The organism is Thermococcus eurythermalis (assembly GCF_000769655.1).
Lineage (GTDB): Archaea > Methanobacteriota_B > Thermococci > Thermococcales > Thermococcaceae > Thermococcus > Thermococcus eurythermalis.
Genome location: NZ_CP008887.1, coordinates 1393993 through 1414158 on the forward strand (window position 1 = coordinate 1393993; position 20166 = coordinate 1414158).

A 20166-nucleotide genomic window follows, 5' to 3' on the forward strand; every position below is an offset into this window, starting at 1 on the left:
CGGAAGGGATATAAACTCCGGGGCGGGATATGATAACAGGTGTCGAGCGTGACGGTATACCTCTTCGACTTCGATGGAACGCTCGTTGACAGCACGGGGGCTGTCGAGAAAGCGCTGAGGATAGCAATCGAGAAGACAATCCCCGCTGTAATCGAGAGCGACCTCTATGATGAGTACTACAAGGCCCTGTTTCTCTTCATAAAGGGCAAACTGACCTATGCCCATCTTGGAGTTATTCACGAGCTCGTAGCCCAGGGCACGATTCACGAGTACTACAAGCTCATGCCGCGCTACATCAAGGACTTCCCATTTGCCCGCGAGGTGGTCAGGGAGCTGAGGAAGCGGGGCAGGAAAGTGATAAGCTTTTCGGGAGAACACACCTATCCGGGAGGTAAGGTCATATTTATGAAAAAGACCAACTGGTATGAGGAGTTCGATGACGTGATAACGTTCAAGGGCACCAAGGACATGCTCAAGAAGTTCCAGACCCTGAGGGAGCTCTACCCAGATGAGCCATTCGTGTGGGTGGACGACAGCCCCGCGCGCTTCACGTACGTCCTGGACGAAAACACGCTCTTTGTGCAGAAGGCTTCCCCCTACAAGAGTGACGTCCCTCTCCTCTTTGAGAGGCTGAACTTCGTAAAGATAAACTCCATCAGGGAAGTCCTTGAGATAGATGACGAGCTGAGCGAGTTCCTGGGCGATAAAGCTTAAAAATCCTGGGCCTAACTAAGGCCGGGTGAGGGCGATGGCGAGGGTGAAAGCTGTCGTCCTCTCCTACGCGGGTTCTCATGAGCACCAGGACAACTACAGGATGATTCTCAAGCCCCTCGGGATTGACGACAGGGCCAGCGCGGCAAGGCTGATCGGCAGGAAGGTCGTCTGGAAGACCCCGACCGGCAGGAAGATGTTCGGAAAGATTATCAGGACTCACGGCAACAGGGGCGAGGTCAAGGCCTACTTCAAGCCGGGCCTTCCGGGCCAGGCCCTCGGCGACATCGTCGAGATTCTCTAAACCTTTAAAGCCTCCCACCCCTTTTCTTTACGGGTGAGAGAATGGAACTGGTTGAGGTCAGAGAGGGCTCTGCAAGGTTTCTCGTGCCAAAGGCTGAGAGGATTTACGACGCCCCCGTGTTTTACAACCCCGTGATGGCGCTCAACAGGGATATAAGCGTCCTAACCGCGCGTGTCCTGGATCCAAAGCGGGTTCTCGACGCGCTCTCGGCGACGGGAATAAGGGGAATCCGCTACGGTCTTGAAAGCCACGCTGAAGAAATCTGGCTCAACGACATAAGCGAGGAAGCCTACACCCTTATGAAAAAGAACGTTCTCCTGAACTTTGAGGGGGAGCTCTACGAGGAAGGCGACCGCTCGTACCTCTGGGGGGAGAAGCTGGTTGTTATCAACAAAGGCGACGCCAACAGGCTGATGGCGGAGAACTTCCGCTACTTTGACCTCCTTGACTTGGACCCCTTCGGCTCGCCTATGGAGTTCCTGGACACCGCCCTCCGGAGCGTGAAGAGGAGGGGAGTTCTGGCAGTCACCGCCACCGACACCGGTGTCCTCTGTGGGGCCTACGCCAGGGCCTGCCTGAAGAACTACCTCGCCCGTCCGATAAGGGGTGAGCTCTGCCACGAGGCCGGATTGAGGATACTGATTGGAACGATAGTCAGGTACGCCGCCAAGTACGACCTCGGTGTGGAAGTCCTGCTCGCCTACTACCGCGACCACTACTTCAGGGCGTTTCTCAGGTTCAGGAGCGGGGCAAAGAAGGCCGAGAAGAGCCTTTTCCGGCTCGGCTACCTCTGGCAGGACGAAAGCGGGAAGTTCACCTATGAGGAGACTTTCCTCCCCGAGAAGCCCAAAGCTTTTGGCCCGATGTGGCTCGGCCCTCTGAAGGACGAAGAGTTCATGGAGGGACTCACCAAGGAGCTCGAAGACTTCGCTCCCGCACACAAGAAGACCCGGCCGTTTGTTGAGCTCATGAGGGAGGAGCTTGACGTCCCGTTTCACTACGACACCCACGCCCTCGCGAGGAGGCACAACCTCCAGGTCGGAAAGCTCGCCGGCATCATCGAGGCCCTCCGCGAGAGGGGCTACCGCGCAACGAAGACGCACTTTTCGCCGACGGCCGTAAAGACCGATGCGCCCTTCGAGGAAGTGCTGGACGTCCTGAAGTCCCTCCAGTGAGGCTAAGCCTCTGCCTCGATACTTATTTTAACTCTTTTGTGGAATTTTAGTGGGTGAGAAGATGGACGAGATGCTGGAACTGGCTAGGGACTTCTATAAAGACGAGTACGCCGATTCGGTTCTCTACGCCCAGCTGGCGAAGGTTGAGAAAGACCAGCGGATAAAGGAGGAGTTCCTCAGGCTGTCCAGCATAGAATCGAAGCACGCCCGCTTCTGGCACGACTTCATAAAGCGCCACGGGGGAGAGGTTCCAAAGCCCTCCGTGAAGAGGTTCACGGTATTCGGCGTCAAACTCCTCAGGAAACTCCTCGGGCCGGGCTCCGTCGCGTCGCTCCTTGAGATGGGTGAAAACAGCGCCATACAGAAGTACTTCAAATACCTGACGGCGTACGCCAATAACCTCAGCGAAGAAGAGCTTGAGGAGCTGAAGGCGGTTATACTCGATGAGATTGAACACGAGAAGTTCTTCTACGAGAGCAAGAAGAGGTTCCATGCCGAGAACGTCAGGGACTTTGTCCTGGGGATGAACGACGGTCTTGTTGAAATCCTTGGTGCGGTTACCGGTCTCTCCGCCGTCTACCCCACCAGCCCCAAGCTGGTCGGTATAAGCGGCCTCATCGTTGGCGTTGCCGGGGCGCTCTCGATGGGAATAGGCGCGTTTATCTCGGTCCGCTCCCAGAGGCAGGTGAACGAGAGCATACGCGGGAGAATGGAGGTTCTCTTCAGGGTCTCCCCGGAGAAAATCGTGGAGGAGATTAAGGGAAGGCTGGTTGAAGGTGGTGTCCCGGAGGAGATAGCGGAGAAAACCGCCAGGGAGCTCGCCAGCAAGGGGGAAGCCGTGATGAAGCTCCTTGTACCTGAGAGTGAGGAGAACGAGCTCCGCTCCGCGCTCTACACCGGGCTGGCATATCTCCTTGGAGTCGCATTCCCAGTAACGCCGTATTTCCTCGCGTCCAGCTCGCTCGTGGCGCTCCCGTTCTCTATACTGCTGGCGGGCTCAGCGCTCGCGATAGTGGCGACGCTTATTTCGCTCCTCTCGGGAATCTCCGTAAAAAAGAAGGTCGCAGAGATGGTGGTTACTGGCCTCGGCGCGGCGTTCCTGAGCTACCTCTTCGGCAGGCTCATGGAGGCCCTATTCCATGTCTCGGCGCTTTAAACGTAGAGCACCTCGACGCCGAGCCTCTCTGCTGTCTTTCCCTGTTTTTCGTCACTCGTGGCTAGTGTTCCATATCTGAGGGCTTGAGCTAAATAGAGGGCGTCGTAAATGGTGATTTTGTGGTTGACTGCTATCTCCCTTGATTTCTCTAAATACTGTATTCCGCTCTCAAAAACGACGACGTTTGGGAGGGCGTCTATAACCTTCGACCTCTTTTTGAACTCCTCGTGGGATATCTCACCGTAAAGGACGTAATGCTTCCAGAGTGCGTTTGAAACCTCCGCCAGGGCGTAGTCAAGGGAGACAACGTCCCTCAAAAGCAAATCCTCCACTTGTTCCCACCCAGGTTCGAGGAGGACGTACTTTGCAAGGACGGAGGCGTCAATTACTATCACGGTCATCCCTCACGTATCTCTTTGCGGTTCCCTCTTTGGCGGGGGTTCCCCCAGCGAGCAGCTTGTGCATCATCTCGATGGTTCTCTTCTTTTCTTCCTGGCTTATCCTCGAAGCTATGAACTTCCTTATCTCCTCGCTCCAGTTGATATCATACTTTTTCATCTTGGCCTTTAGTTCATCGGGAATACGGACGCTTATCACAGCCATGCAACCACCATTTACATCATCGTATTACAGAGATATAAACATTACTGTCACACCTTCACGTACTTCCAGTACCCCTTCTTAAACGCCCACCAGAAGAGGGCCGCGGTGGTGAAGGTTTCGAGGCTCATTGCTATCCAGGCCGCTATAACGCCTAAGCCCTCAAAGGTGAAGCCCGGAAAGGCTATGCCGAGTACCTCGAACGGAGGTATGGTAAAGCCAAAGCCGAGGAGATAGGCGGGCACTATGCGGAAGAGGAGCTTGCTGACGGCGGTGATGTACATCGGCGTCTTGGTGTCTCCCGCCCCCCTAAGTGCACCGCCGAGGACGAAGACCCAGCCGAGGGGAATCTCGCTTATGCCGACGATTATGAGGTAGATGCTCGCCAGCCTCAGGACTTCACCGTAGTTCGGGTCGCTCGGGCTTATGAAGGGCATGACCAGGTAGCGCGGGAACGCTATCAGGACGAACGCCATGACCGCCATAAAGACACTGACCATCTTGAGGGCCTCGTAAACTGTTCTCTCAGCCTTCTCCGGGTCGCCCTCTCCGAGGCTCTGGCCGACCAGAGCTGAAGCCGCTACGTTGAAGCCGAAGGCTGGCATGTATGCTATGCTCTCAACGCGGAGGCCGACCTGGTGTGCAGCGAGCGCAACAGTCCCAAAGCGGGTCACTATGCTCATGTAGAGGAAGTTGTAGAAGCTGAATATTCCGCGCTCGATCATGGCGGGGATTCCTATGCGCAGTATCCTCGCCACCATCTCCGGGTGGAAGCTCCAGCTCGGCTTGAACTTGAGGACGAGCTTCCCGCTCCAGAGGAGGTAAAGGCCGATGAGGAATGAGAGGGTTATCCCTATGCCGGACGCCCAGGCCGCACCGACTGGGCCGAGTCTGGGGAAGCCGAACTTTCCGAACACCAGGAGGTAGTCAAAAACCGCGTTTATCACGTTCATAAGGATGCCAAGCTTCATGGGTGTCTTCGTGTCCCCGGCGCCCCTCAGGGCCGAGAAGGCAGTAAAGCCCGCAAACCGGATCGGGTAGAATGCGAACAGCACCTTGATGTACTGGTATCCGAGCTCAACAACGTCCTCGCTCGCGCCCATTATCCTCAGGATATCGTCGCCGAAGAACCAGCCGAAGAGCATGACCGGGACACCGAGGAGAACCGACAGGTAGAGGCTTTGCTCAAGGGTAAGGGTGGCGCTCTCATCGTCTTTCGCTCCAACGAACCTCGCCACAAGCGCGAGGGTTCCAGTTGCGACTGCTGTCATAATCGGCATCATGAACCAGCTCACCTGCCCGCCGAGGCCGACCGCGGCCAGGGCAAGCGCTCCGAGCTGGCCGACTATCATCATGTCCACTAGGTTGAGGAGTGTCTGGGATATGTTGCCCATTATCGCGGGCCATGCGAGCTTCCAGAGGCGGCGCTGGTTCTCGTTGAGGTGCAGCATTAAGACGTCCCTCTAAACGATAAAACAGACATACGAACTTAAAAGAATTGCGGTCTGCTAGGCTATCGGTTACAAGAGCTAGAAGAGGCGTAACATTAGGAAAAGAAAAAAGTTCAGAGAAGGTTCCTCTTCTTCTTCCACTTGTGGGACCAGCTGTACTTCCTCATGCGCCTGCTCCTGCCGAAGCCACAGGCGGCGCAGTAGCCCTTCTTAACGTTGAAGGCCCTCCTACCACAGCGCCTGCACCTGATGTGGGTAGGAGTCCTGTTGCGCTTGCCCTTCGGCGCAGTTCCGGCTCCCATGGTATCACCCCGCCAATCACTCTATCTCGACCGGGGAGATTGCCAGAACGTTGTCTCCCCTGATGACGATTTTACCGTACTTCTTAACCTCCTCGCCGTCCTGCATAAGGGAAGCGTCGGCGAGGACGACGTTCAGGTGGATGTCGTAACCGATAAGCTTACCCCTGAACTCGCCACCCCTCTTGAGGAGCACGAGGACGTCCTTGTCAAGGGACCTGTGGATAACATCGAGTGGTCTTTCCGCCATTTTCACGCACCTCCAAATAATCAAAGCTCATAGCCTAAACGACGGGAACGGTTTATAACTCTTTCCGTTTTCATGCCCCTTCAAATTTTCAACTCGTACCCCAAAATCTTTTTATGAAATTGCTCCGCTCAACTCTCAGGTGGTGAGTAATGGGAGAGAAGCCCGACAAATACGAGATACTCCAGGACTTGATGAGGAGAAGGGGCTTTGCGTGGGGTAGCTTTGAAATCTACGGCGGCTCACGCGGATTCTACGACTACGGCCCGCTCGGCGCGACGATAAAGAGGAAAATCGAGCGGAAGATACGTGAGGCCTTCCAGAGGGAGGGCTTCTTCGAGCTGGAGACACCTGACATAACGCCTGAGAAGGTCTTCATAGCGAGCGGTCACGTCGAGAAGTTCGTTGACCCCCTCGTCGAGTGTAAGAAGTGCGGCGCCAGATTCAGAGCCGACCACCTCGTCGAGGAAGCCCTTGGCATGGACGTTGAGGGCCTTTCGGCTGAGGAACTCACAAAAGTAATTCGCGAGCATGACATAAGGTGCCCCGAGTGCGGCGGCGAGCTGAGCGACGTCTGGTACTTCAACCTCATGTTCGAGACCAGAATTGGCCCCTACGGTGACCAGAAGGGCTACCTGAGGCCAGAAACTGCCCAGGGCATCTTCGTGAACTTCAAGAGGCTGAACGCCTTCGCGAGGAACAGGCTTCCCTTCGGCGTCTTTCAGATAGGCAAAGCCTACCGCAACGAGATTTCGCCGAGGCAGGGCATGCTCCGCCTGAGGGAGTTCACCCAGGCAGAGGCCGAGATATTCTTCAACCCGAATGAAACTGAGCACCCGCACTTCGACGAGGTCAAGGACGAGGTTTTGAGGCTCTACCCGATAGAGCACCAGCTCAAGGGCCTTGGCGAGATTGAGCTCACCGCTGATGAGGCGGTAAAGAAGGGCTACATCATGAACACCTTCTTCGCCTACTACATGGTCATGGTCAAGCGCGTCCTCCTCGACATCGGCATCCCCGAGGACAAGATACGCTTCCGCCAGCAGTTGCCCGAGGAGCGCGCCCACTACTCCCGCGACACCTGGGACGCCGAAATCCACAGCGAGCGCTTCGGCTGGGTGGAGTGCGTTGGAATAGCCAACAGGGGAGACTACGACCTGAGCAGGCACATGCGCGAGAGCGGGGCAGATTTGACGGTGCTAATCCACTACGAGGAGCCGAAAATCGTGAAGAGACTCGAGGTTTCCCTCAACCTCAAGCGCGTTGGTCCAAAGCTGAGGAAAGACGCCAAGAGGATAAACGAGCTCATCAAAGGCTGGAACGAGGAGAAGAAGCGCGAGCTGGTCGAAATCCTTGAGAAAGAGGGCAAAATCACGATAGAGGGCTACGAGCTTGAGAAGGACGACTTCATAATCAGGGAAGTCGAGGAGAAGATTACCGGCGAGAAGATAGTTCCGCACGTCCTCGAGCCGAGTTTTGGAATAGACAGGCCCTTCTACCTGCTCCTTGAGAACAGCCTCGTCATCGAGGAGGACAGGACGTATCTCAAGCTCAAGAAGGACATGGCGCCGATTGAGGTTGCAGTGCTCCCGCTCGTCGCCAAGGAGCCCCTCAAGAGCATCGCCTACGACGTCTTCAGGAAGCTCCAGAAGGCGGGCTTCATAGCCGTCTACGACGAGAAGGACACCATCGGAAGGCGCTACATGCGCTACGACGAGATTGGAACGCCCTACTGCGTGACCATAGACAACCAGACTCCAGAGGACAACACGGTGACGATTCGCGACCGCGACACGAGGGAACAGACGCGCGTGAGCATCGAGGAGCTTCCGGAGAAGCTCAGGGAGCTGATTTTCGGGGAGTGAAGTGCTGTCCTCGCTTTTTCAACTACTCTTTTTGCTGGTGTTTCCCATGAAAATCCACCTCATCTACCGCCGTATCCCAAACAGGGTGCTGGAGCGGGAAGACGAGCTCATGGCCGACTTAGGCGACGTTGTAGTCGCGAAGTCCCGCTTCGAGGGTATGCTCGCGCCCCTGAGGGTGGAAGGCATCGAGGTCATCAGGAACGGCTACACCATGGTCTACTTCGCATTCATCGGGGAGAACTACGACGTTTTGAAGGTCTACGACGAGAGGGGCAACTTCAGGGGGCTTTACGTAGACGTTCTGGCATACACAAAGCGCGATGGGAACACTATAGAGATGCTCGACCTTTTCCTCGACATTTTCATCTTTCCCGATGGAAGAGCTTTCCTCCTCGATGAGGACGAGCTTGAGATGGCCCTCAACTACGGGCTGATTGACAAAGAGACCTTCGACTTCGCCTACCAGGTCGCGAGGGATATAATGGAAAAGATTAAACGGAGAGAGTTTCCTCCCAGTGTCGTATGGAAATACGATTGGAGGGTCGAGGATGGGCGCTAAGTTCCTGAAAGACACCAAGGACGGGGCACTCCTACTTATATACGTCCAGCCGAAGGCAAAGAAGAACGGGATTGAAGGCGTTGATGAGTGGCGCGGGAGGCTTAAGGTTAGAATCCAGGCCCCTCCCGTCGAGGGAAAGGCGAACAGGGAAGTAGTCAAGTTCTTCTCCAAGATGCTGGGGGCCGACGTCGAGATAGTTGGGGGCGAGACTTCCAGGGAGAAAACCCTTCTGATCAGGGGCCTTTCGGCCGAAGAAGTTCGTAAAAAACTTGGACTTTAATGTTATCTTGTGTTCTCCGTTCTTTCATTGATGTCAGTGATGAACATCTTTTTCTGGGGCAACGTTTAAATTCATGAACGTTCCTTCACCCATCGGTGATCCGTATGAAGAGGCTCACACTGGCGGAGGCGAGTGCAATACTCATCGGGACTCAAATAGGGGCGGGGGTTCTGGGCCTTCCGTACGCGCTTAAGGACACCGGCTTTGGGGGTATTGCAATCATTGTCGCGGTTGGCGTCCTCACGCTCTTAACGGCCCTCTTTGTGCTCGAACTGGCCGTCCAGGGGGAGGGAACTCTAACCTCACTCGCGCGCGAGACGCTTGGGACGGCCGGCGGCTGGCTGATGCTCGCGAGCATATCCGTCCTCAGCTACGGCGCGCTGATAGCGTACATTGCTGGAAGCGGTGACATTCTGTCTTCCCTGCTTGGAATAGATAAGTCAGTCTCCGCACTGATTTTCTGGGCGATTATGAGTGGTATCGTGCTGATGGGCCTCAAGGCCTCAGGTGAGGCCCTCAAGGCCTCAGGTGAGGCGGAGCTGATGCTCAACTTCCTGCTTCTTGGCGCGCTGACGGTTGCCGTGGCCCTGATGCTCCCAAGGGTTGATGTTGGCAACCCGACTTCCGTTAATACTTCCACCCGGGTCTCGGGAATAGGCGTTGCAATCTTTGCCTACGTCAGCCACATGGTCGTCCCCGAGATGTACAAGGGGCTTGGAAGCGCCGAGAAGACAAAGAAGGCCGTCCTCATAGGCTACCTCGTGCCGATGGCCTTCTACTCCCTGTTCATCTTCGCTTTCGTCGGCGCCCTGGGAGGTGATACCCCACAGCTAGCCACCGCGGCCCTTGAAGACTACTACGGCAACGTCGGGAAAATCCTCGGCCTCGTCCTTCCTCTCGCAGCAATAAGCACGAGCTACATCGGCATAGGCTTTGCCCAGATGGACAACCTCAGGGAGGCTTTCAGGCTTGACAAGAGGAGTGCATGGCTCTTGACCGTTGTTCCGCCACTGCTTGTGTACTTCGCCGGCCTGAAGAGTTTCGTCAGCGCCCTCTGGCTCGCGGGAACGTTCGGGGGCCTCCTCTACGCTGGAATCCTTCCGGTGGCGATGTACGTCAAGACGAGAAAAGTCTGCCCCCCGAAGTGCGTCGCTGTCCCTCATGAGGTTGCGTACTTTGCCGGAGTAGTCTTTTTCATGGTTTTCGTGTATTCAGTGGTCTCGCTGGTCTGAATTTGCTCTGTCTTCTTGTTTTTTCTAGTCTCTGACCCATATTAATACCTATTGCGAATACCTGAGACTAGGACTAAATGTGGAAAAATTACCGTGGGATTCCGGCCATGAAACGGCCGGACTAACCCTTCATAACCTTCCACACTAACAGGGGGAAGACGAGCGTCGCGTCGGCCCAGATTTCGACGTAGTCGGCCTTAGCCCGTATCTTGCCCCAGCTGACGCCCTCGCTCGGCGGCGCACCGCTCAGCGAGCCGTCCCACGGGACTGCAGTGGTGATGTAGATTGCGTAGTCGGTTCCTCCGCGGAACAGGTTGGCGTTGATTATTGCGTGCTTTGGCAGGGAGCCACCGAGGATTATTGAGGCGGTCTCCTTTGCGGTAACCGCTAAGTTGTTGAGCTTAACTATGTCGTTGGCAATGTCTATAATGAGTTCTCTATCCCCGCGCTCCTCCTTGAAGAAGTATAACATGTCGCCGATCGAGCCATCGGTTATGGCGGGGCAGAATATCGGGACGTTTCTCTTGTATGCCCAGTAGATGACGCTGCGCTCCTTTTCCTTCCCGAGCTTCTCGTCCATGTATCTGCCCATCTCGTAGATGAACTCGCTCGCCGTCAGGGGCTTTCCGCGCTCTTTCTCAACCTCAAGGATCCGCTCAAAGAACGGAATCATGTACTTCTCGAACTCGATGTAGCGGTCGTTTGGCACAAAGATGTTGCCTATCCTGTTGATGCCCTTCTCGCGCATAAGAGCGTCGTTCACGTGCCAGTCGCCGAGGATGAAGGACTTGAGGGCCTTTATGAAGTCCTCCTCGATTCCGCCTGCAGTCGTGACGATGACGTCAACCTTGCCCTCCTTTACCAGCCATGCGACCAGCTCGCGCAGGCCAGAGGAGATGATGTTGGAGGTGTAGCCGAGGAAGACTCTAACCTCGTCTCCCCTGGCGCGCTTCTCCTCAACCTTCCGCCAGATTTCTATCGCCCTTCCGAGGTGCGTCGCCTGGAAGCCTATGCGCTCGTAATAATCCAAAACCTCCTCGAGGCTTGAAACGTCGTCGAGCCACGGCCCCTCAACAGGTATTCCCTCGACCTCTTCGCTCTCCTTAAGCACTATATCCTTCGGCTCGGTCATGGTTGGCACTTCGAAGGTGGACGTATAAAGTTTTGGGAAAGCGTTTTATTCTTCAGCCCCAACTCCCCTACATGCAGGTGAAGATAGACCTGAACGGCCTCGGCGTCATCGTCACGGCATCATCCCGCGGCATAGGCTTCAACGTTGCAAAGGAGCTGTTGAAGAGGAACGCGAGGGTTGTTATAAGCTCCAGGAGTGAGGAGAACCTGAAGAAGGCCCAGGATGAGCTTTCAAGCTATGGTGAGGTTTATTCAGTTAGAACCAACCTTTTTGACCAGCGCGACCTTGAGAATCTCGTGAAGGAGAGCTGGGAGCTCCTTGGAGGGGTTGATGCCCTCGTCTGGAACGCGGGGAACGTCCGGTGCGAGCCCTGTTTTCTCCACGAGGCAAGCTACATAGACTGGATTGAGGCTTCAGCACTACACACCGTCGCGCCGGGTTATCTAACGACGCTCCTAGTTCAGACGTGGCTTGAGAAAAAGATGAAGGGCGTCCTCGTTTACCTCAACTCGGTCTCGATAAAGGAGCCGATGCCCCCGCTCGTTCTGGCCGATGTTACGAGGGCCGGTCTGGTTCAGCTGGCAAAGAGCGTTTCGAGAACCTACGGAAAGAGGGGGATACGGGCATACAGCGTTCTGCTCGGCAGCTTCGACACGCCCGGCGCGAGGGAGAACCTCAAGGCAGTTGCCGAGGCTAGGGGAGAACCCTTCGAGGAGACGTGGGAGCGAGAGGTGCTTGGCAGAACGCCCCTTCACAGAACCGGGAGGTGGAGCGAACTCGGCTCTCTGGTGGCTTTTCTCCTGAGCGAAGAGGCGGAGTACATGCTTGGCTCGACGGTGGTCATAGACGGCGCGATGACGAGGGGGATAGACATTTAAGCCTTTCCTCCCTTTTCACGCCCATGAAGGAGGACTACTTCACCGAAGAATTCATAGCCGGGATGAGGGGGAGGTATTTTAGACCCCGGAAATGGGACAGAATTAGGCCGTTCCGAAAGGCAGCGGTTCTGGCGATAGACCTTCAGAGGTACTTCCTCACGCCCGAGAGCAGGGCGTTCCTGCCTTCAGCTCCCCGCTTCGTTCCCAGACTCCTGGAGTTTTACGGCGAGGTTGAAAAGCTTGGCGTCCCGATAATATTCACCCGCCACTTCCACCAAAACGACATAATGACCCGATGGTGGGGTGGCGATATGCCAAAGGATGACCCGCTGAATGGGCTTCTCGGCGAGTTTCAGCCCTTCGCGGGAACGGTGGTCGAGAAGAGGACCTACAATGCCTTCTACGGAACCGAACTTGAAGGGGTTCTGAGAAAACTCCACGTGGAGACCGTAATCATCACCGGCGTCATGACGCACCTCTGCTGTGAGACGACGGCAAGGGAAGCCTTCGTGAGAGGCTTCAACGTGGTCTTCCCGGTCGATGGAACGCTGACCCAGAACAGGCACTTCCACGAGGCAACCCTTAGAAACCTCTCCCACGGCTTCGCGGTTACGCCGCTCCTCTCGGAGGTGTTGGAATGGCTCTCGTCGGAATAATCGGGGCTGGAATCGGGGGAATCGCGACTGCCGTCCAGCTGGCGCGCTACGGGATAGAGAGCGTGATTTTCGAGCGCGACCGTATAGGCGGACTCATAAGGAACGCCTACTCCGTCGAGAACACGATGTTCTTCCCCGACGGAATCAAGGGCGAGAGGGTCGTCGCAATCCTTGAGGAGTACGTGAGGAGGTATAACCTGAAAATCGTCTACGAGGAAGTCAGGGCCGTGAGAAAGATCGATGGACGGTTTGAAGTCGAAACCACGAGTGGAACTCACCACTTCAAGTATCTCGTGGTGGCAACGGGGACGAGGCCGAGGAAGCTCCCCTTCGACGGGATAATCTACCACGTCGCTGAAGTTCCGAGGGGGCACTACGGAAGAGTTCTCATCATCGGCGGCGGCGACGTGGCCTTCGACTACGCCTTGACCATGGGCGAGATTAGCGATGAAGTGATAATCCTCATGAGGAGCGAGCCGAAGGCTCTGTCCTACCTCCAGGAACTTGTGAAGAGGCGTTCAAACATCAGGACGCTGATGGGACAGGTGTGGGAAATAAAGCCTATAAACGGAAGGAGAAAGATTTTAGCTAAAACCAGCGCTGGCGACTTTGAGGCTGACCTGGTGCTCGGTGCCATCGGCAGGGTGCCAAACATCGAACTGGTGGAGGGCATCGAGGACGATAACCTTTTCCTGGTCGGGGACGTTAAGAACGGAATCTACCGCCAGACGGCTTTGGCGATAGCTGATGGAATCAAAACGGCGATGACGATATGGAGGAGGGAGAGGTATGGAGATACTGAGTGAGGTTGGCGACCCGAACGTTGCCGTCGTTTACATTGGAAAGACCTCGAAGGGCAACATAGTGGAGTTCGTTGAATCAATCCCAACCTACAATCCGCAGGAAAAGTGGGTGCTCATCGTCTCATCGCTCAACGGCTGTCCGGTCGGCTGTAAGATGTGCGACGCCGGCTTCTTCTACAAGGGCAGGCTTACAGTTGATGAGCTGATGGAGCAGATAGAGTACCCGATAACCAGGCGCTGGAACGGGAAGCCGAAGACCAGGAAGTTCAAGGTGCAGTTCGCGAGAATGGGCGAGCCGAGCTTCAATATGGCCGTCATCGAGGCAATGCGGCTTTTGGGCGAGCGCTACGACAATTTACACCCGTCGCTCTCGACAATAGCCCCGATAGGAACCAATAAGTTCTTCGAGGCACTGCTGGAGCTGAAGAAGGAAATGTTCCCAACCAACTTCCAGCTCCAGTTCTCGATACACTCCACGAACCCGGAGCAGAGGGACGAGATAATCCCGGTCAGGAAGTGGGACTTCGAGAGAATAGCCGAGTACGGAAAGGCCTTCTACGACGAGGGCGGCAAGAAGATTACGCTCAACTTCGCCTTAGCGAGGGAGAACGAGGCCGATGCAGAGGTCATAGCCGAGTACTTCCCAAAGGAATACTTCCTCATCAAGATAACGCCGCTCAACCCGACGGTGAGCGTTCTTAAGAATAAGCTCACCAACGACGTGGACCTTGAGACCGGCCTTCCGATGAAGCACAGGAAGTTCGTGGATGACCTCAGAAGGCTCGGCTACGATGTCATTATATCTGTCGGCGACACGAGGGAGAACCTAATCGGCTCGAACTGCGGCCAGTATATTCTCAGGTTCCTGAAGGAGAGGCCGGAGCTTAGAGAAGCCTACACCTTCGCGAGAGGGTTTGAGTTTAAGGTGAGCTGAAGGCCTTTCTTCTCATTTCTTCAAAATTAGGAAAAAGAAAACTCACCATCCAGCCTCGTGAACCAGCTCGCCCTCAGCGAAGACGTGCGTCGGGTAGTTCTCCATGTGGAATGGATCGCCGTTCCAGACCACCAGCGATGCCCACTTGCCCTTCTCGATGCTTCCGAGCCTGTCGTCGACGCCGAGTATCTTCGCGTTGTTGTGGGTTATGACCTTTATCGCCTCTGCCTTGCTCATGCCGAGCCTTATGAAGTGCCTGAGCTGTAAATAGAGGTTCGCCTGGAGCGTAACGGGGTGGTCGCTCATGAGGCCGAAGAGGGGCCTGACCTCAAGCAGGTAGCGGGCGTTCTTCCAGTCCTCGTGCTTCAGCTCGACCTTGTAGGGGTGGCTGTCGAAGGGGCCGTAAACTACTGGAACGCCCTCGGCCTTAATCTTCTCGAAGGTTTCCCTGCTGTGGACGTCGCCGGCGTGCTCGATGGTTATCTTGAGCCCGAACTTCCGCTTTATCATTAGCAGAGCCGCGATGTCGTCTTCCTTGTGGACGTGGACGCGGAGCGGGAGCTCTCCCTTGAGAACCGGAATCAGGGCTTCAACGGTGGGCTCGACCTCCTCCGGCTCCTTCTTGCCTTTCTCTAGGAGAGCTATCGTCTTCTGCGTCTTAATCAGCCAGTTGAGGAGAATCCCTATCGCGCCCATCCTCGTGCTTGGCCTCGTTCCCTTCCACTCCTTCGTTGAGCGCGGGTTGTAGCCAAAGGCGGCCTTAACGCCCGCGTACTGGATGAAGGCGTCCTCTATGTCGCGTCCGTAGTTCTTGATGAAGACGGCCTTTCCACCGATGATGTTCCCGCTCCCCGGCAGGACGGAGGAGTAGAGCACTCCGAACTCGATGGAGTGCTTGAATGCCTTGTCGTCCATGTAGATGGAGTAGAGCGCATCGACGAGCGGCAGAACCGCGTCCATCTCCTCGTTGGCCTCGCCCTCCTGGTAGGGTTCCCCATACCTGTCCATTCCTATGTGGCTGTGGCCGTCTATGAAGGCGGGAGTAACAACACCTTCGGCTATTACCTCAGCTTCCTTCGGTTTCTCTTTGGTTACACCCACAATGTTTCTATCAAAAGCGACGTAGACGTCCTTCAGAACGTTCCCCAGACCGTCGTAGAGAAGATTGGCCTTGACGGCTTTCACGTTCATCACCGTTAAGAAATGTGCACTAACGTTTAAATGCCTGCCGATTAAAGAATTCTGCAATTATGCAATTCAACAATTATGTAATAATTGAAAAGCGGAGAATCGCTCAGTAGGGGAACTCGACCCCCATGTCCTTCGCGACCTTGCGGAGGTTCTCTATCCTCTGCTCGGTCGGCGGGTGTGTGGCAAAGAGCTGGGAAACCCCCTCGCCCTCGAAGTGGTTCACTATGAAGAGGTGCGCCAGTCCGGGGTTGCCGAGGGGCTTTTTCTTCTTGACCTCAGCTTCTTTTTGAAGCTTTTTAACCGCCTCATCAAGCTTGAGCAGTGCACTCGCGAGGGCCCAGGGTTTTCCGCTGAGTCTGGCGCCGCCTTCGTCGGCCGCGAACTCCCTCCGTCTGCTTATAGCCGAGCGGATTATTATGGCCGCTATAGGGGCTGTTATGGCGATGAGGATGGCGTAGATGAAGCGATCGAGGCTGAGGTCGCCGAAGATGGCCTTGAAGAAGGCCAGGTACTTGGTTACGTAGGCTATGTAAACCACCGCTCCGGTCAAAGCGCCGGCTATCGTGCCGACCAGTATGTCGTGGTTCCTTACGTGGGTCAGCTCGTGACCCAGGACACCCTCAAGCTCGTCCCTGTCCAGGAGTTCGAGAATGCCAGTCGTTACCGTTACTAGGGCGTGCTTGGTGTTTCTGCCCGTGGCGAAGGCGTTCGGTGTCGGGTCATCGATTATCGCTATCTTTGGCATCGGGAGGCCGGCCCTTTTGCTGAGCTTCTCGACTATCTCGTAAAGCTCCGGCGCCTCGTCCCTGCTCACTATCCTGGCCTTCATCATCTTGATTACGAGCTGGTCGCTGTACCAGAAGGAGAGGAAGCTCATTCCGACGGCGAACCAGAACATGTATGTCATCCACCTGGCGCCGCCGAGGAGGTAGCCCATGGCCATCAGAACTCCGGTCAGGAGTCCCATCATAAAGGCAGTTCTCAGAAACAGCACCAACTTCACTTAAATTCATCTTCTGCTTTGTACTTCAGCGGGTCCCTTTAGAAACCTTTCGGTCGCTTCAAACGAACCATAAATTGAGGGAAAAAGAACCTCAGAAGTAAATTCCCATCTCCTCGGCTAGAGTTCAGTGGTAACTGCAACAACAGCGTGCTTCGCACTTCTTCCTTCGGCATCGAGAGATGGCTCTCTCTGTCTAGCTGCCTCTTGATTGGTTGTTTTCCTTTCATCAGCTTCTTTCTTCGTAGGGCCAATACGTATCACAATTCCTGATCTTTGTCTTCAATTATAACTTCAGCTGTCTGCTCTTACCCAATTGTCGTATCCCGAAGGATCCGGCAAAATTAAAGGTTTTAAACTATAATTTTACGAAAATGTTAAATCCAACCAATTAGTAGTATTTTTTGCCGAGTATATGCGATGAGGCAAATGACTAAGGGGAATGTGCAATGGAGGTTCTCGAGTTGAAGGCTATTATTCCCCCGGTAACGCCGAGCTCGGGAGGTTCTGGCAACCACTGCTGCTGCAATGTTAGCACGACTTGATTGCAGCTTCTATTTGTTTTTAATTTTTACATGTACTGCAATGGGGGGATCTACATGAGGTTGGGGATCCACATTGTGTCATATCCGGTTGGTAACGATAAATACGTAGCGTTCGATCCATTAAGCAGAGCGATTATTATATTAAACAAAAATGAGAAAGAAATTCTCGAAAAATTTCAGAATAATGAGAAATGTCTGCTATCTGAATATGAGAAGCAGGTTATTAAAGACATAGAAGAAGTAGTACGTAAGAAGCGTGAGGAGACTACTACTAAGGCTCTATCATTTGAGTCACCGAATCCAGTTATGATGGTTCTAATGGTATCTCAAACCTGTAATCTAGCATGTAAGTATTGCTATGCCCACAGTGGCACCTACAACAATCCTGGTCTCATGAAGTTTGAAATTGGAAAAATGGCATTGGATGTTGCTGATGAATTAGGGATAACTAATATTCAGTTTTATGGGGGAGAACCTTTAATGAATTTCAGATTGATAGAAAAATTGATTGAATATGCAGATAATGCGGGATATACATTCAAATATGGGATAATTACCAATGGGACCTTAATAACCGAAGAAATCGCCGAGTTTTTTAAACAGCATGAGTTTGACGTTACTATAAGCATTGATGGGCCCAAGGAGATTAATGATATTAATCGTGTTTATCCTGATGATACTGGCACACATGATGATATAATTCGTGCTATTGATCTTTTAAATGAGAGGGAAGTTCCTCTAGCACTTGAAATTACTTATGCTAGGAATTATGTTAAAATACACTCAATATCAGAGATACTAGATTGTCTTAGCAGATTCTCTAAGACTTTCATAGTAGGTTATGTATTCCCCACTATAGATGGAAAGAAACAAGAATATGAACCAACAGAGCAGGAAGTTGCAGATATGATGGTGGAGCTTGTAGACTATTTGTTTTCAAAGTGGGAACAGGGTATCCCTATAAAAGAAATGGGAACCTGCATGATTCTTCGGGAGCTTCTTAGTCTCACATATTACATAAAAAATGCATATGTCCTGAGCTCCCCGCAAGACTTACTGTGTTTTATGATGGAAAAGTGTATCCCTGCCATCAAGTGTACTTAGACCACCGATTCTATTTGGGAGAGATTGTAGATAAAGATTTTTCCAAAATGCTGGAAAATAGATTTGAACGTGTGATAGGGAATTTCTCGATATCAAAACTATCTCTAAATCCTGGAGATAAGTGGATGGCTAGTGTTTGTAGTTTCTGTAAAGCTCATTTGGATGAAATTGGAGGCAAATACTATCTAAGATATGCCAAAGCCTATCAAAAATCACTGGACCGCATAATATATAATATCGCCACCCGAGATATGAATACAGTTATAAAAACGTTGGGTGGAATGATAATATGAATAACAATGTCCATAGGGTTCTCCAGATTGGGCTCGCACACAAGCGCTACACTGTTCTTCTGATAGTCCTCGGAGCGCTCTCGACCCTCCTCTCGGCGATGGTGCCCTTCTACCTAAGGAACCTGTTGGCAAACCTTGAAAATCTGAGCACGCGGGAGATTCTCGGCTATATCGGGATAATCGTCCTTCTCTACACGGCTTCGACAATCGTTTACCTCTACGGCGGTTTCGTGAGTAACTTCGCCGAGACTAAGGCGGCCGCGTGGCTCAAGCGGAAGCTCTTCATCTCAACGCTCCTCTCCGAAAACCTCGACACGGGGGATGCACTCTCTCGCATTCAGTCCGACACAGAGATAGTCGGTCGGATGGGTATGTCTCTAATTCCGGCTGTGGTTATCGAAGCCTTCTCGCTCCTCGTTTCGGTCATCGTCGTCTTCAGGCTGAACTTTTACCTTGGGGTCATAACTCTCCTCACCCTGCCGGTCTACGGCTTCTCGCTGAGGACCTTCGTGCACGGGCTCAAAACGGCCTCTGCCGAGGAGAGGAAGCGCTACGCAGAGACGGTGGAGTACTTCAAGGAGGGGCTCGACGGCAGGCTCGATGCAAAAACGCTGAACGCCTTCGATTACCTCGTGGACAGGGTCTCGAAGAAGCTCGACGAATGGGTCGAGGCATCGAAGAAGGTGGCCTTTTACAGTTCGGCCAACTACGGCCTTCAATCTTACCTCTCGACGATTCTCCCGCTTCTGGTCCTCCTCTCCGGAGTTGTTCTCGTCAAGAACGGCATGGCGACGCTCTCCTCCACCGTGGCCGTCTTCTCCTACCTCGGAAGGGTCTACTACCCGGTTGAGCGCTTCGCCTTCCTCTGGAGCAGCTACCACCGCGCCGTTCCAATCATTGAGAGGATATGGGACGTCATTGAAAGGGAAACACCGAAACTCGAAAAGCCCTCCTGCTCGCCGAAATCCTACGATATTGAGCTGAAAGACGTTTCCCTGTCCTATGAGGATTCAAAGGTCCTCGACGGAATAAGCGGGAGAATTCCGGAGGGCAGAAAGGTCGGCATCGTCGGGGCATCGGGCGTTGGGAAGACTACGCTCGCCCTGATTATGGCGGGAATCATCGAGCCAACCGAGGGGAGCGTAAGCGTCGGGGGCTGTCCTCCCTTAGCCCTTCTCGGTGATTCGCTCATCTACGTTCCTTCTCACCCCTACCTCTTCACGGGAACTCTGCGCGAGAACCTGACCCTCGGCAGGGAAATCCCGGACGAGAGGTTGAGGGAACTCCTGAGGGCCGTTGAACTTGAGGAGCTCGACCTCGACTACCGGATTGAAGAAGGGGGTAAGAACCTCTCGCTGGGGCAGAGGCAGAGGATTGGCCTCGCGAGGGCCCTCGCTCGAGACCCGAGGATTCTGATACTCGACGAGGCGACGTCGGGCATGGACTCCGAGAGGGAGGCGAGGATTTTAGAGCGGCTGATGGAGAGGGATATGACGTTAATCGTCATCTCCCACAGGCTCTCGACTGTCCGCGGAATGGAGGAGATATGGGTCCTCGATAACGGAGGAATCGTCTGCAGGGGAACTCACGGGGAGCTGTTCGAGGACTGCCCGCGCTACCGCGAGCTTTTCAGGGAGCAGGAGGAAGCAACAGGACTCCTATAAAATTTCAAGGATGAAGCTGTGGGCATTTGTTCATACCGCTTAAACATGCTTATGAAAAAATCAAACACCTTCAAATCCAAGACCAAT

23 protein-coding genes are annotated in these 20166 nt (G+C 54.0%); 15 read left to right on the forward strand and 8 right to left on the reverse strand.

Features of this window, described 5'->3' with window-relative positions:
• Positions 1-48 precede the first annotated feature (48 nt).
• The 4 genes from TEU_RS07595 to TEU_RS07610 all read left to right on the forward strand — a co-directional run bounded on the left by TEU_RS07595 (position 49) and on the right by TEU_RS07610 (position 3346).
• Complete coding sequence (locus tag TEU_RS07595; RefSeq protein WP_050003208.1) at positions 49-714, forward strand: HAD family hydrolase; 666 nt, start codon at positions 49-51, stop codon at positions 712-714.
• 34 nt (positions 715-748) lie between these two features.
• On the forward strand, positions 749-1015 hold the full coding sequence (locus tag TEU_RS07600; RefSeq protein ID WP_050003209.1) for a 50S ribosomal protein L35ae: 267 nt from the start codon (positions 749-751) through the stop codon (positions 1013-1015).
• Positions 1016-1056: 41 nt separating this feature from the next.
• Positions 1057-2190: a tRNA (guanine(10)-N(2))-dimethyltransferase gene (locus tag TEU_RS07605; RefSeq protein ID WP_050003210.1), complete on the forward strand. Its 1134-nt coding sequence runs from the start codon at positions 1057-1059 to the stop codon at positions 2188-2190.
• 61 nt (positions 2191-2251) lie between these two features.
• Positions 2252-3346 carry a VIT1/CCC1 transporter family protein gene (locus TEU_RS07610; RefSeq protein WP_050003211.1) on the forward strand — a complete coding sequence of 365 codons (1095 nt, stop codon included), beginning with the start codon at positions 2252-2254 and terminating at the stop codon, positions 3344-3346.
• Here TEU_RS07610 and TEU_RS07615 read toward each other — a convergent pair.
• From TEU_RS07615 to TEU_RS07635, 5 genes are all read right to left on the reverse strand, one after another.
• Complete coding sequence (locus tag TEU_RS07615) at positions 3343-3747, reverse strand: type II toxin-antitoxin system VapC family toxin (RefSeq protein ID WP_227738684.1); 405 nt, start codon at positions 3745-3747, stop codon at positions 3343-3345. The two genes, TEU_RS07610 and TEU_RS07615, sit on opposite strands and share 4 nt — an antisense overlap.
• On the reverse strand, positions 3728-3949 hold the full coding sequence (gene vapB / locus TEU_RS07620; RefSeq protein WP_050003213.1) for a type II toxin-antitoxin system VapB family antitoxin: 222 nt from the start codon (positions 3947-3949) through the stop codon (positions 3728-3730). The genes TEU_RS07615 and vapB overlap by 20 nt, the downstream gene beginning before the upstream one ends.
• A 47-nt stretch (positions 3950-3996) precedes the next feature.
• Complete coding sequence (locus tag TEU_RS07625; protein WP_050003214.1) at positions 3997-5397, reverse strand: MATE family efflux transporter; 1401 nt, start codon at positions 5395-5397, stop codon at positions 3997-3999.
• 113 nt (positions 5398-5510) lie between these two features.
• Positions 5511-5699, reverse strand: coding sequence for a 50S ribosomal protein L37e (locus tag TEU_RS07630; RefSeq protein ID WP_042690131.1), 189 nt, complete (start codon positions 5697-5699; stop codon positions 5511-5513).
• Positions 5700-5715: 16 nt separating this feature from the next.
• A complete protein-coding gene (locus TEU_RS07635; protein WP_050003215.1) occupies positions 5716-5946 on the reverse strand; it encodes an LSm family protein in 231 nt (76 codons plus the stop codon).
• A gap of 149 nt (positions 5947-6095) precedes the next feature.
• On the opposite strand from TEU_RS07635, the gene glyS reads away from it, so the two are divergent.
• The 4 genes from glyS (at position 6096) to TEU_RS07655 (ending at position 9879) form a co-directional block, all read left to right on the forward strand.
• Positions 6096-7808, forward strand: a complete 1713-nt coding sequence (gene glyS, locus TEU_RS07640) for a glycine--tRNA ligase (RefSeq protein WP_050003216.1) — start codon at positions 6096-6098, stop codon at positions 7806-7808.
• A gap of 46 nt (positions 7809-7854) precedes the next feature.
• Positions 7855-8367, forward strand: coding sequence for a DUF402 domain-containing protein (locus TEU_RS07645; RefSeq protein WP_050003217.1), 513 nt, complete (start codon positions 7855-7857; stop codon positions 8365-8367).
• A complete protein-coding gene (locus TEU_RS07650; RefSeq protein ID WP_050003218.1) occupies positions 8357-8647 on the forward strand; it encodes a DUF167 domain-containing protein in 291 nt (96 codons plus the stop codon). Before TEU_RS07645 ends, TEU_RS07650 begins: the two co-directional genes overlap by 11 nt.
• Before the next feature lie 104 nt (positions 8648-8751).
• Positions 8752-9879: an aromatic amino acid transport family protein gene (locus TEU_RS07655; RefSeq protein ID WP_050003219.1), complete on the forward strand. Its 1128-nt coding sequence runs from the start codon at positions 8752-8754 to the stop codon at positions 9877-9879.
• A gap of 121 nt (positions 9880-10000) precedes the next feature.
• Here TEU_RS07655 and TEU_RS07660 read toward each other — a convergent pair whose 3' ends face one another.
• The gene (locus TEU_RS07660) at positions 10001-11011 is read right to left on the reverse strand and encodes a deoxyhypusine synthase (protein WP_050003220.1); all 1011 of its coding nucleotides are present in this window, start codon (positions 11009-11011) and stop codon (positions 10001-10003) included.
• Between the two features lie 71 nt (positions 11012-11082).
• Here TEU_RS07660 and TEU_RS07665 point away from each other — a divergent pair, with 71 nt between their 5' ends.
• From TEU_RS07665 to TEU_RS07680, 4 genes are read left to right on the forward strand one after another with little or no spacing between them, the layout of a single operon-like run.
• Entirely contained in the window at positions 11083-11889 is an 807-nt protein-coding gene (locus tag TEU_RS07665) for an SDR family oxidoreductase (protein WP_050003955.1), read from the forward strand.
• Positions 11890-11912: 23 nt separating this feature from the next.
• Entirely contained in the window at positions 11913-12545 is a 633-nt protein-coding gene (locus TEU_RS07670; protein WP_050003221.1) for an isochorismatase family protein, read from the forward strand.
• Positions 12527-13351 (forward strand): NAD(P)/FAD-dependent oxidoreductase, encoded by an 825-nt coding sequence (locus tag TEU_RS07675; RefSeq protein WP_050003222.1) that lies wholly within the window; start codon positions 12527-12529, stop codon positions 13349-13351. Before TEU_RS07670 ends, TEU_RS07675 begins: the two co-directional genes overlap by 19 nt.
• Positions 13335-14282: a radical SAM protein gene (locus tag TEU_RS07680; protein ID WP_050003223.1), complete on the forward strand. Its 948-nt coding sequence runs from the start codon at positions 13335-13337 to the stop codon at positions 14280-14282. Before TEU_RS07675 ends, TEU_RS07680 begins: the two co-directional genes overlap by 17 nt.
• A 42-nt stretch (positions 14283-14324) precedes the next feature.
• On the opposite strand, the gene TEU_RS07685 is transcribed toward TEU_RS07680, so the two are convergent.
• Positions 14325-15467 carry an amidohydrolase gene (locus tag TEU_RS07685; RefSeq protein ID WP_050003224.1) on the reverse strand — a complete coding sequence of 381 codons (1143 nt, stop codon included), beginning with the start codon at positions 15465-15467 and terminating at the stop codon, positions 14325-14327.
• A gap of 109 nt (positions 15468-15576) precedes the next feature.
• Positions 15577-16476, reverse strand: a complete 900-nt coding sequence (locus TEU_RS07690; RefSeq protein WP_050003225.1) for a M48 family metalloprotease — start codon at positions 16474-16476, stop codon at positions 15577-15579.
• Positions 16477-17072: 596 nt separating this feature from the next.
• Here TEU_RS07690 and TEU_RS07695 point away from each other — a divergent pair.
• Genes TEU_RS07695 through TEU_RS07700 form a run of 3 tightly spaced genes read left to right on the forward strand, consistent with a single transcriptional unit; the run spans position 17073 to position 20079 of the window.
• Positions 17073-18122: a radical SAM protein gene (locus TEU_RS07695; RefSeq protein ID WP_050003226.1), complete on the forward strand. Its 1050-nt coding sequence runs from the start codon at positions 17073-17075 to the stop codon at positions 18120-18122.
• Positions 18113-18415 carry a hypothetical protein gene (locus TEU_RS12070; protein ID WP_394297631.1) on the forward strand — a complete coding sequence of 101 codons (303 nt, stop codon included), beginning with the start codon at positions 18113-18115 and terminating at the stop codon, positions 18413-18415. The genes TEU_RS07695 and TEU_RS12070 overlap by 10 nt, the downstream gene beginning before the upstream one ends.
• The gene (locus tag TEU_RS07700) at positions 18412-20079 is read left to right on the forward strand and encodes an ABC transporter ATP-binding protein (RefSeq protein WP_050003227.1); all 1668 of its coding nucleotides are present in this window, start codon (positions 18412-18414) and stop codon (positions 20077-20079) included. Before TEU_RS12070 ends, TEU_RS07700 begins: the two co-directional genes overlap by 4 nt.
• The last annotated feature ends 87 nt before the right edge of the window (positions 20080-20166 follow it).

Excerpts from the sequence above, each read along its gene's own strand:
- TEU_RS07695 (WP_050003226.1), top strand. The coding sequence starts at position 17,073 with ATGAGGTTGGGGATCCACATTGTGTCATATCCGGTTGGTAACGATAAA.
- TEU_RS07605 (WP_050003210.1), top strand. The coding sequence starts at position 1,057 with ATGGAACTGGTTGAGGTCAGAGAGGGCTCTGCAAGGTTTCTCGTGCCA.
- TEU_RS07655 (WP_050003219.1), top strand. The coding sequence starts at position 8,752 with ATGAAGAGGCTCACACTGGCGGAGGCGAGTGCAATACTCATCGGGACT.
- TEU_RS07680 (WP_050003223.1), top strand. The coding sequence starts at position 13,335 with ATGGAGATACTGAGTGAGGTTGGCGACCCGAACGTTGCCGTCGTTTAC.
- TEU_RS07645 (WP_050003217.1), top strand. The coding sequence starts at position 7,855 with ATGAAAATCCACCTCATCTACCGCCGTATCCCAAACAGGGTGCTGGAG.
- TEU_RS07700 (WP_050003227.1), top strand. The coding sequence starts at position 18,412 with ATGAATAACAATGTCCATAGGGTTCTCCAGATTGGGCTCGCACACAAG.
- TEU_RS07665 (WP_050003955.1), top strand. The coding sequence starts at position 11,083 with ATGCAGGTGAAGATAGACCTGAACGGCCTCGGCGTCATCGTCACGGCA.
- TEU_RS07675 (WP_050003222.1), top strand. The coding sequence starts at position 12,527 with ATGGCTCTCGTCGGAATAATCGGGGCTGGAATCGGGGGAATCGCGACT.
- TEU_RS07615 (WP_227738684.1), bottom strand. The coding sequence starts at position 3,747 with ATGACCGTGATAGTAATTGACGCCTCCGTCCTTGCAAAGTACGTCCTC.
- TEU_RS07670 (WP_050003221.1), top strand. The coding sequence starts at position 11,913 with ATGAAGGAGGACTACTTCACCGAAGAATTCATAGCCGGGATGAGGGGG.
- TEU_RS07650 (WP_050003218.1), top strand. The coding sequence starts at position 8,357 with ATGGGCGCTAAGTTCCTGAAAGACACCAAGGACGGGGCACTCCTACTT.
- vapB (WP_050003213.1), bottom strand. The coding sequence starts at position 3,949 with ATGGCTGTGATAAGCGTCCGTATTCCCGATGAACTAAAGGCCAAGATG.
- TEU_RS07635 (WP_050003215.1), bottom strand. The coding sequence starts at position 5,946 with ATGGCGGAAAGACCACTCGATGTTATCCACAGGTCCCTTGACAAGGAC.
- TEU_RS07660 (WP_050003220.1), bottom strand. The coding sequence starts at position 11,011 with ATGACCGAGCCGAAGGATATAGTGCTTAAGGAGAGCGAAGAGGTCGAG.
- glyS (WP_050003216.1), top strand. The coding sequence starts at position 6,096 with ATGGGAGAGAAGCCCGACAAATACGAGATACTCCAGGACTTGATGAGG.
- TEU_RS07625 (WP_050003214.1), bottom strand. The coding sequence starts at position 5,397 with ATGCTGCACCTCAACGAGAACCAGCGCCGCCTCTGGAAGCTCGCATGG.
- TEU_RS07630 (WP_042690131.1), bottom strand. The coding sequence starts at position 5,699 with ATGGGAGCCGGAACTGCGCCGAAGGGCAAGCGCAACAGGACTCCTACC.
- TEU_RS07600 (WP_050003209.1), top strand. The coding sequence starts at position 749 with ATGGCGAGGGTGAAAGCTGTCGTCCTCTCCTACGCGGGTTCTCATGAG.
- TEU_RS07610 (WP_050003211.1), top strand. The coding sequence starts at position 2,252 with ATGGACGAGATGCTGGAACTGGCTAGGGACTTCTATAAAGACGAGTAC.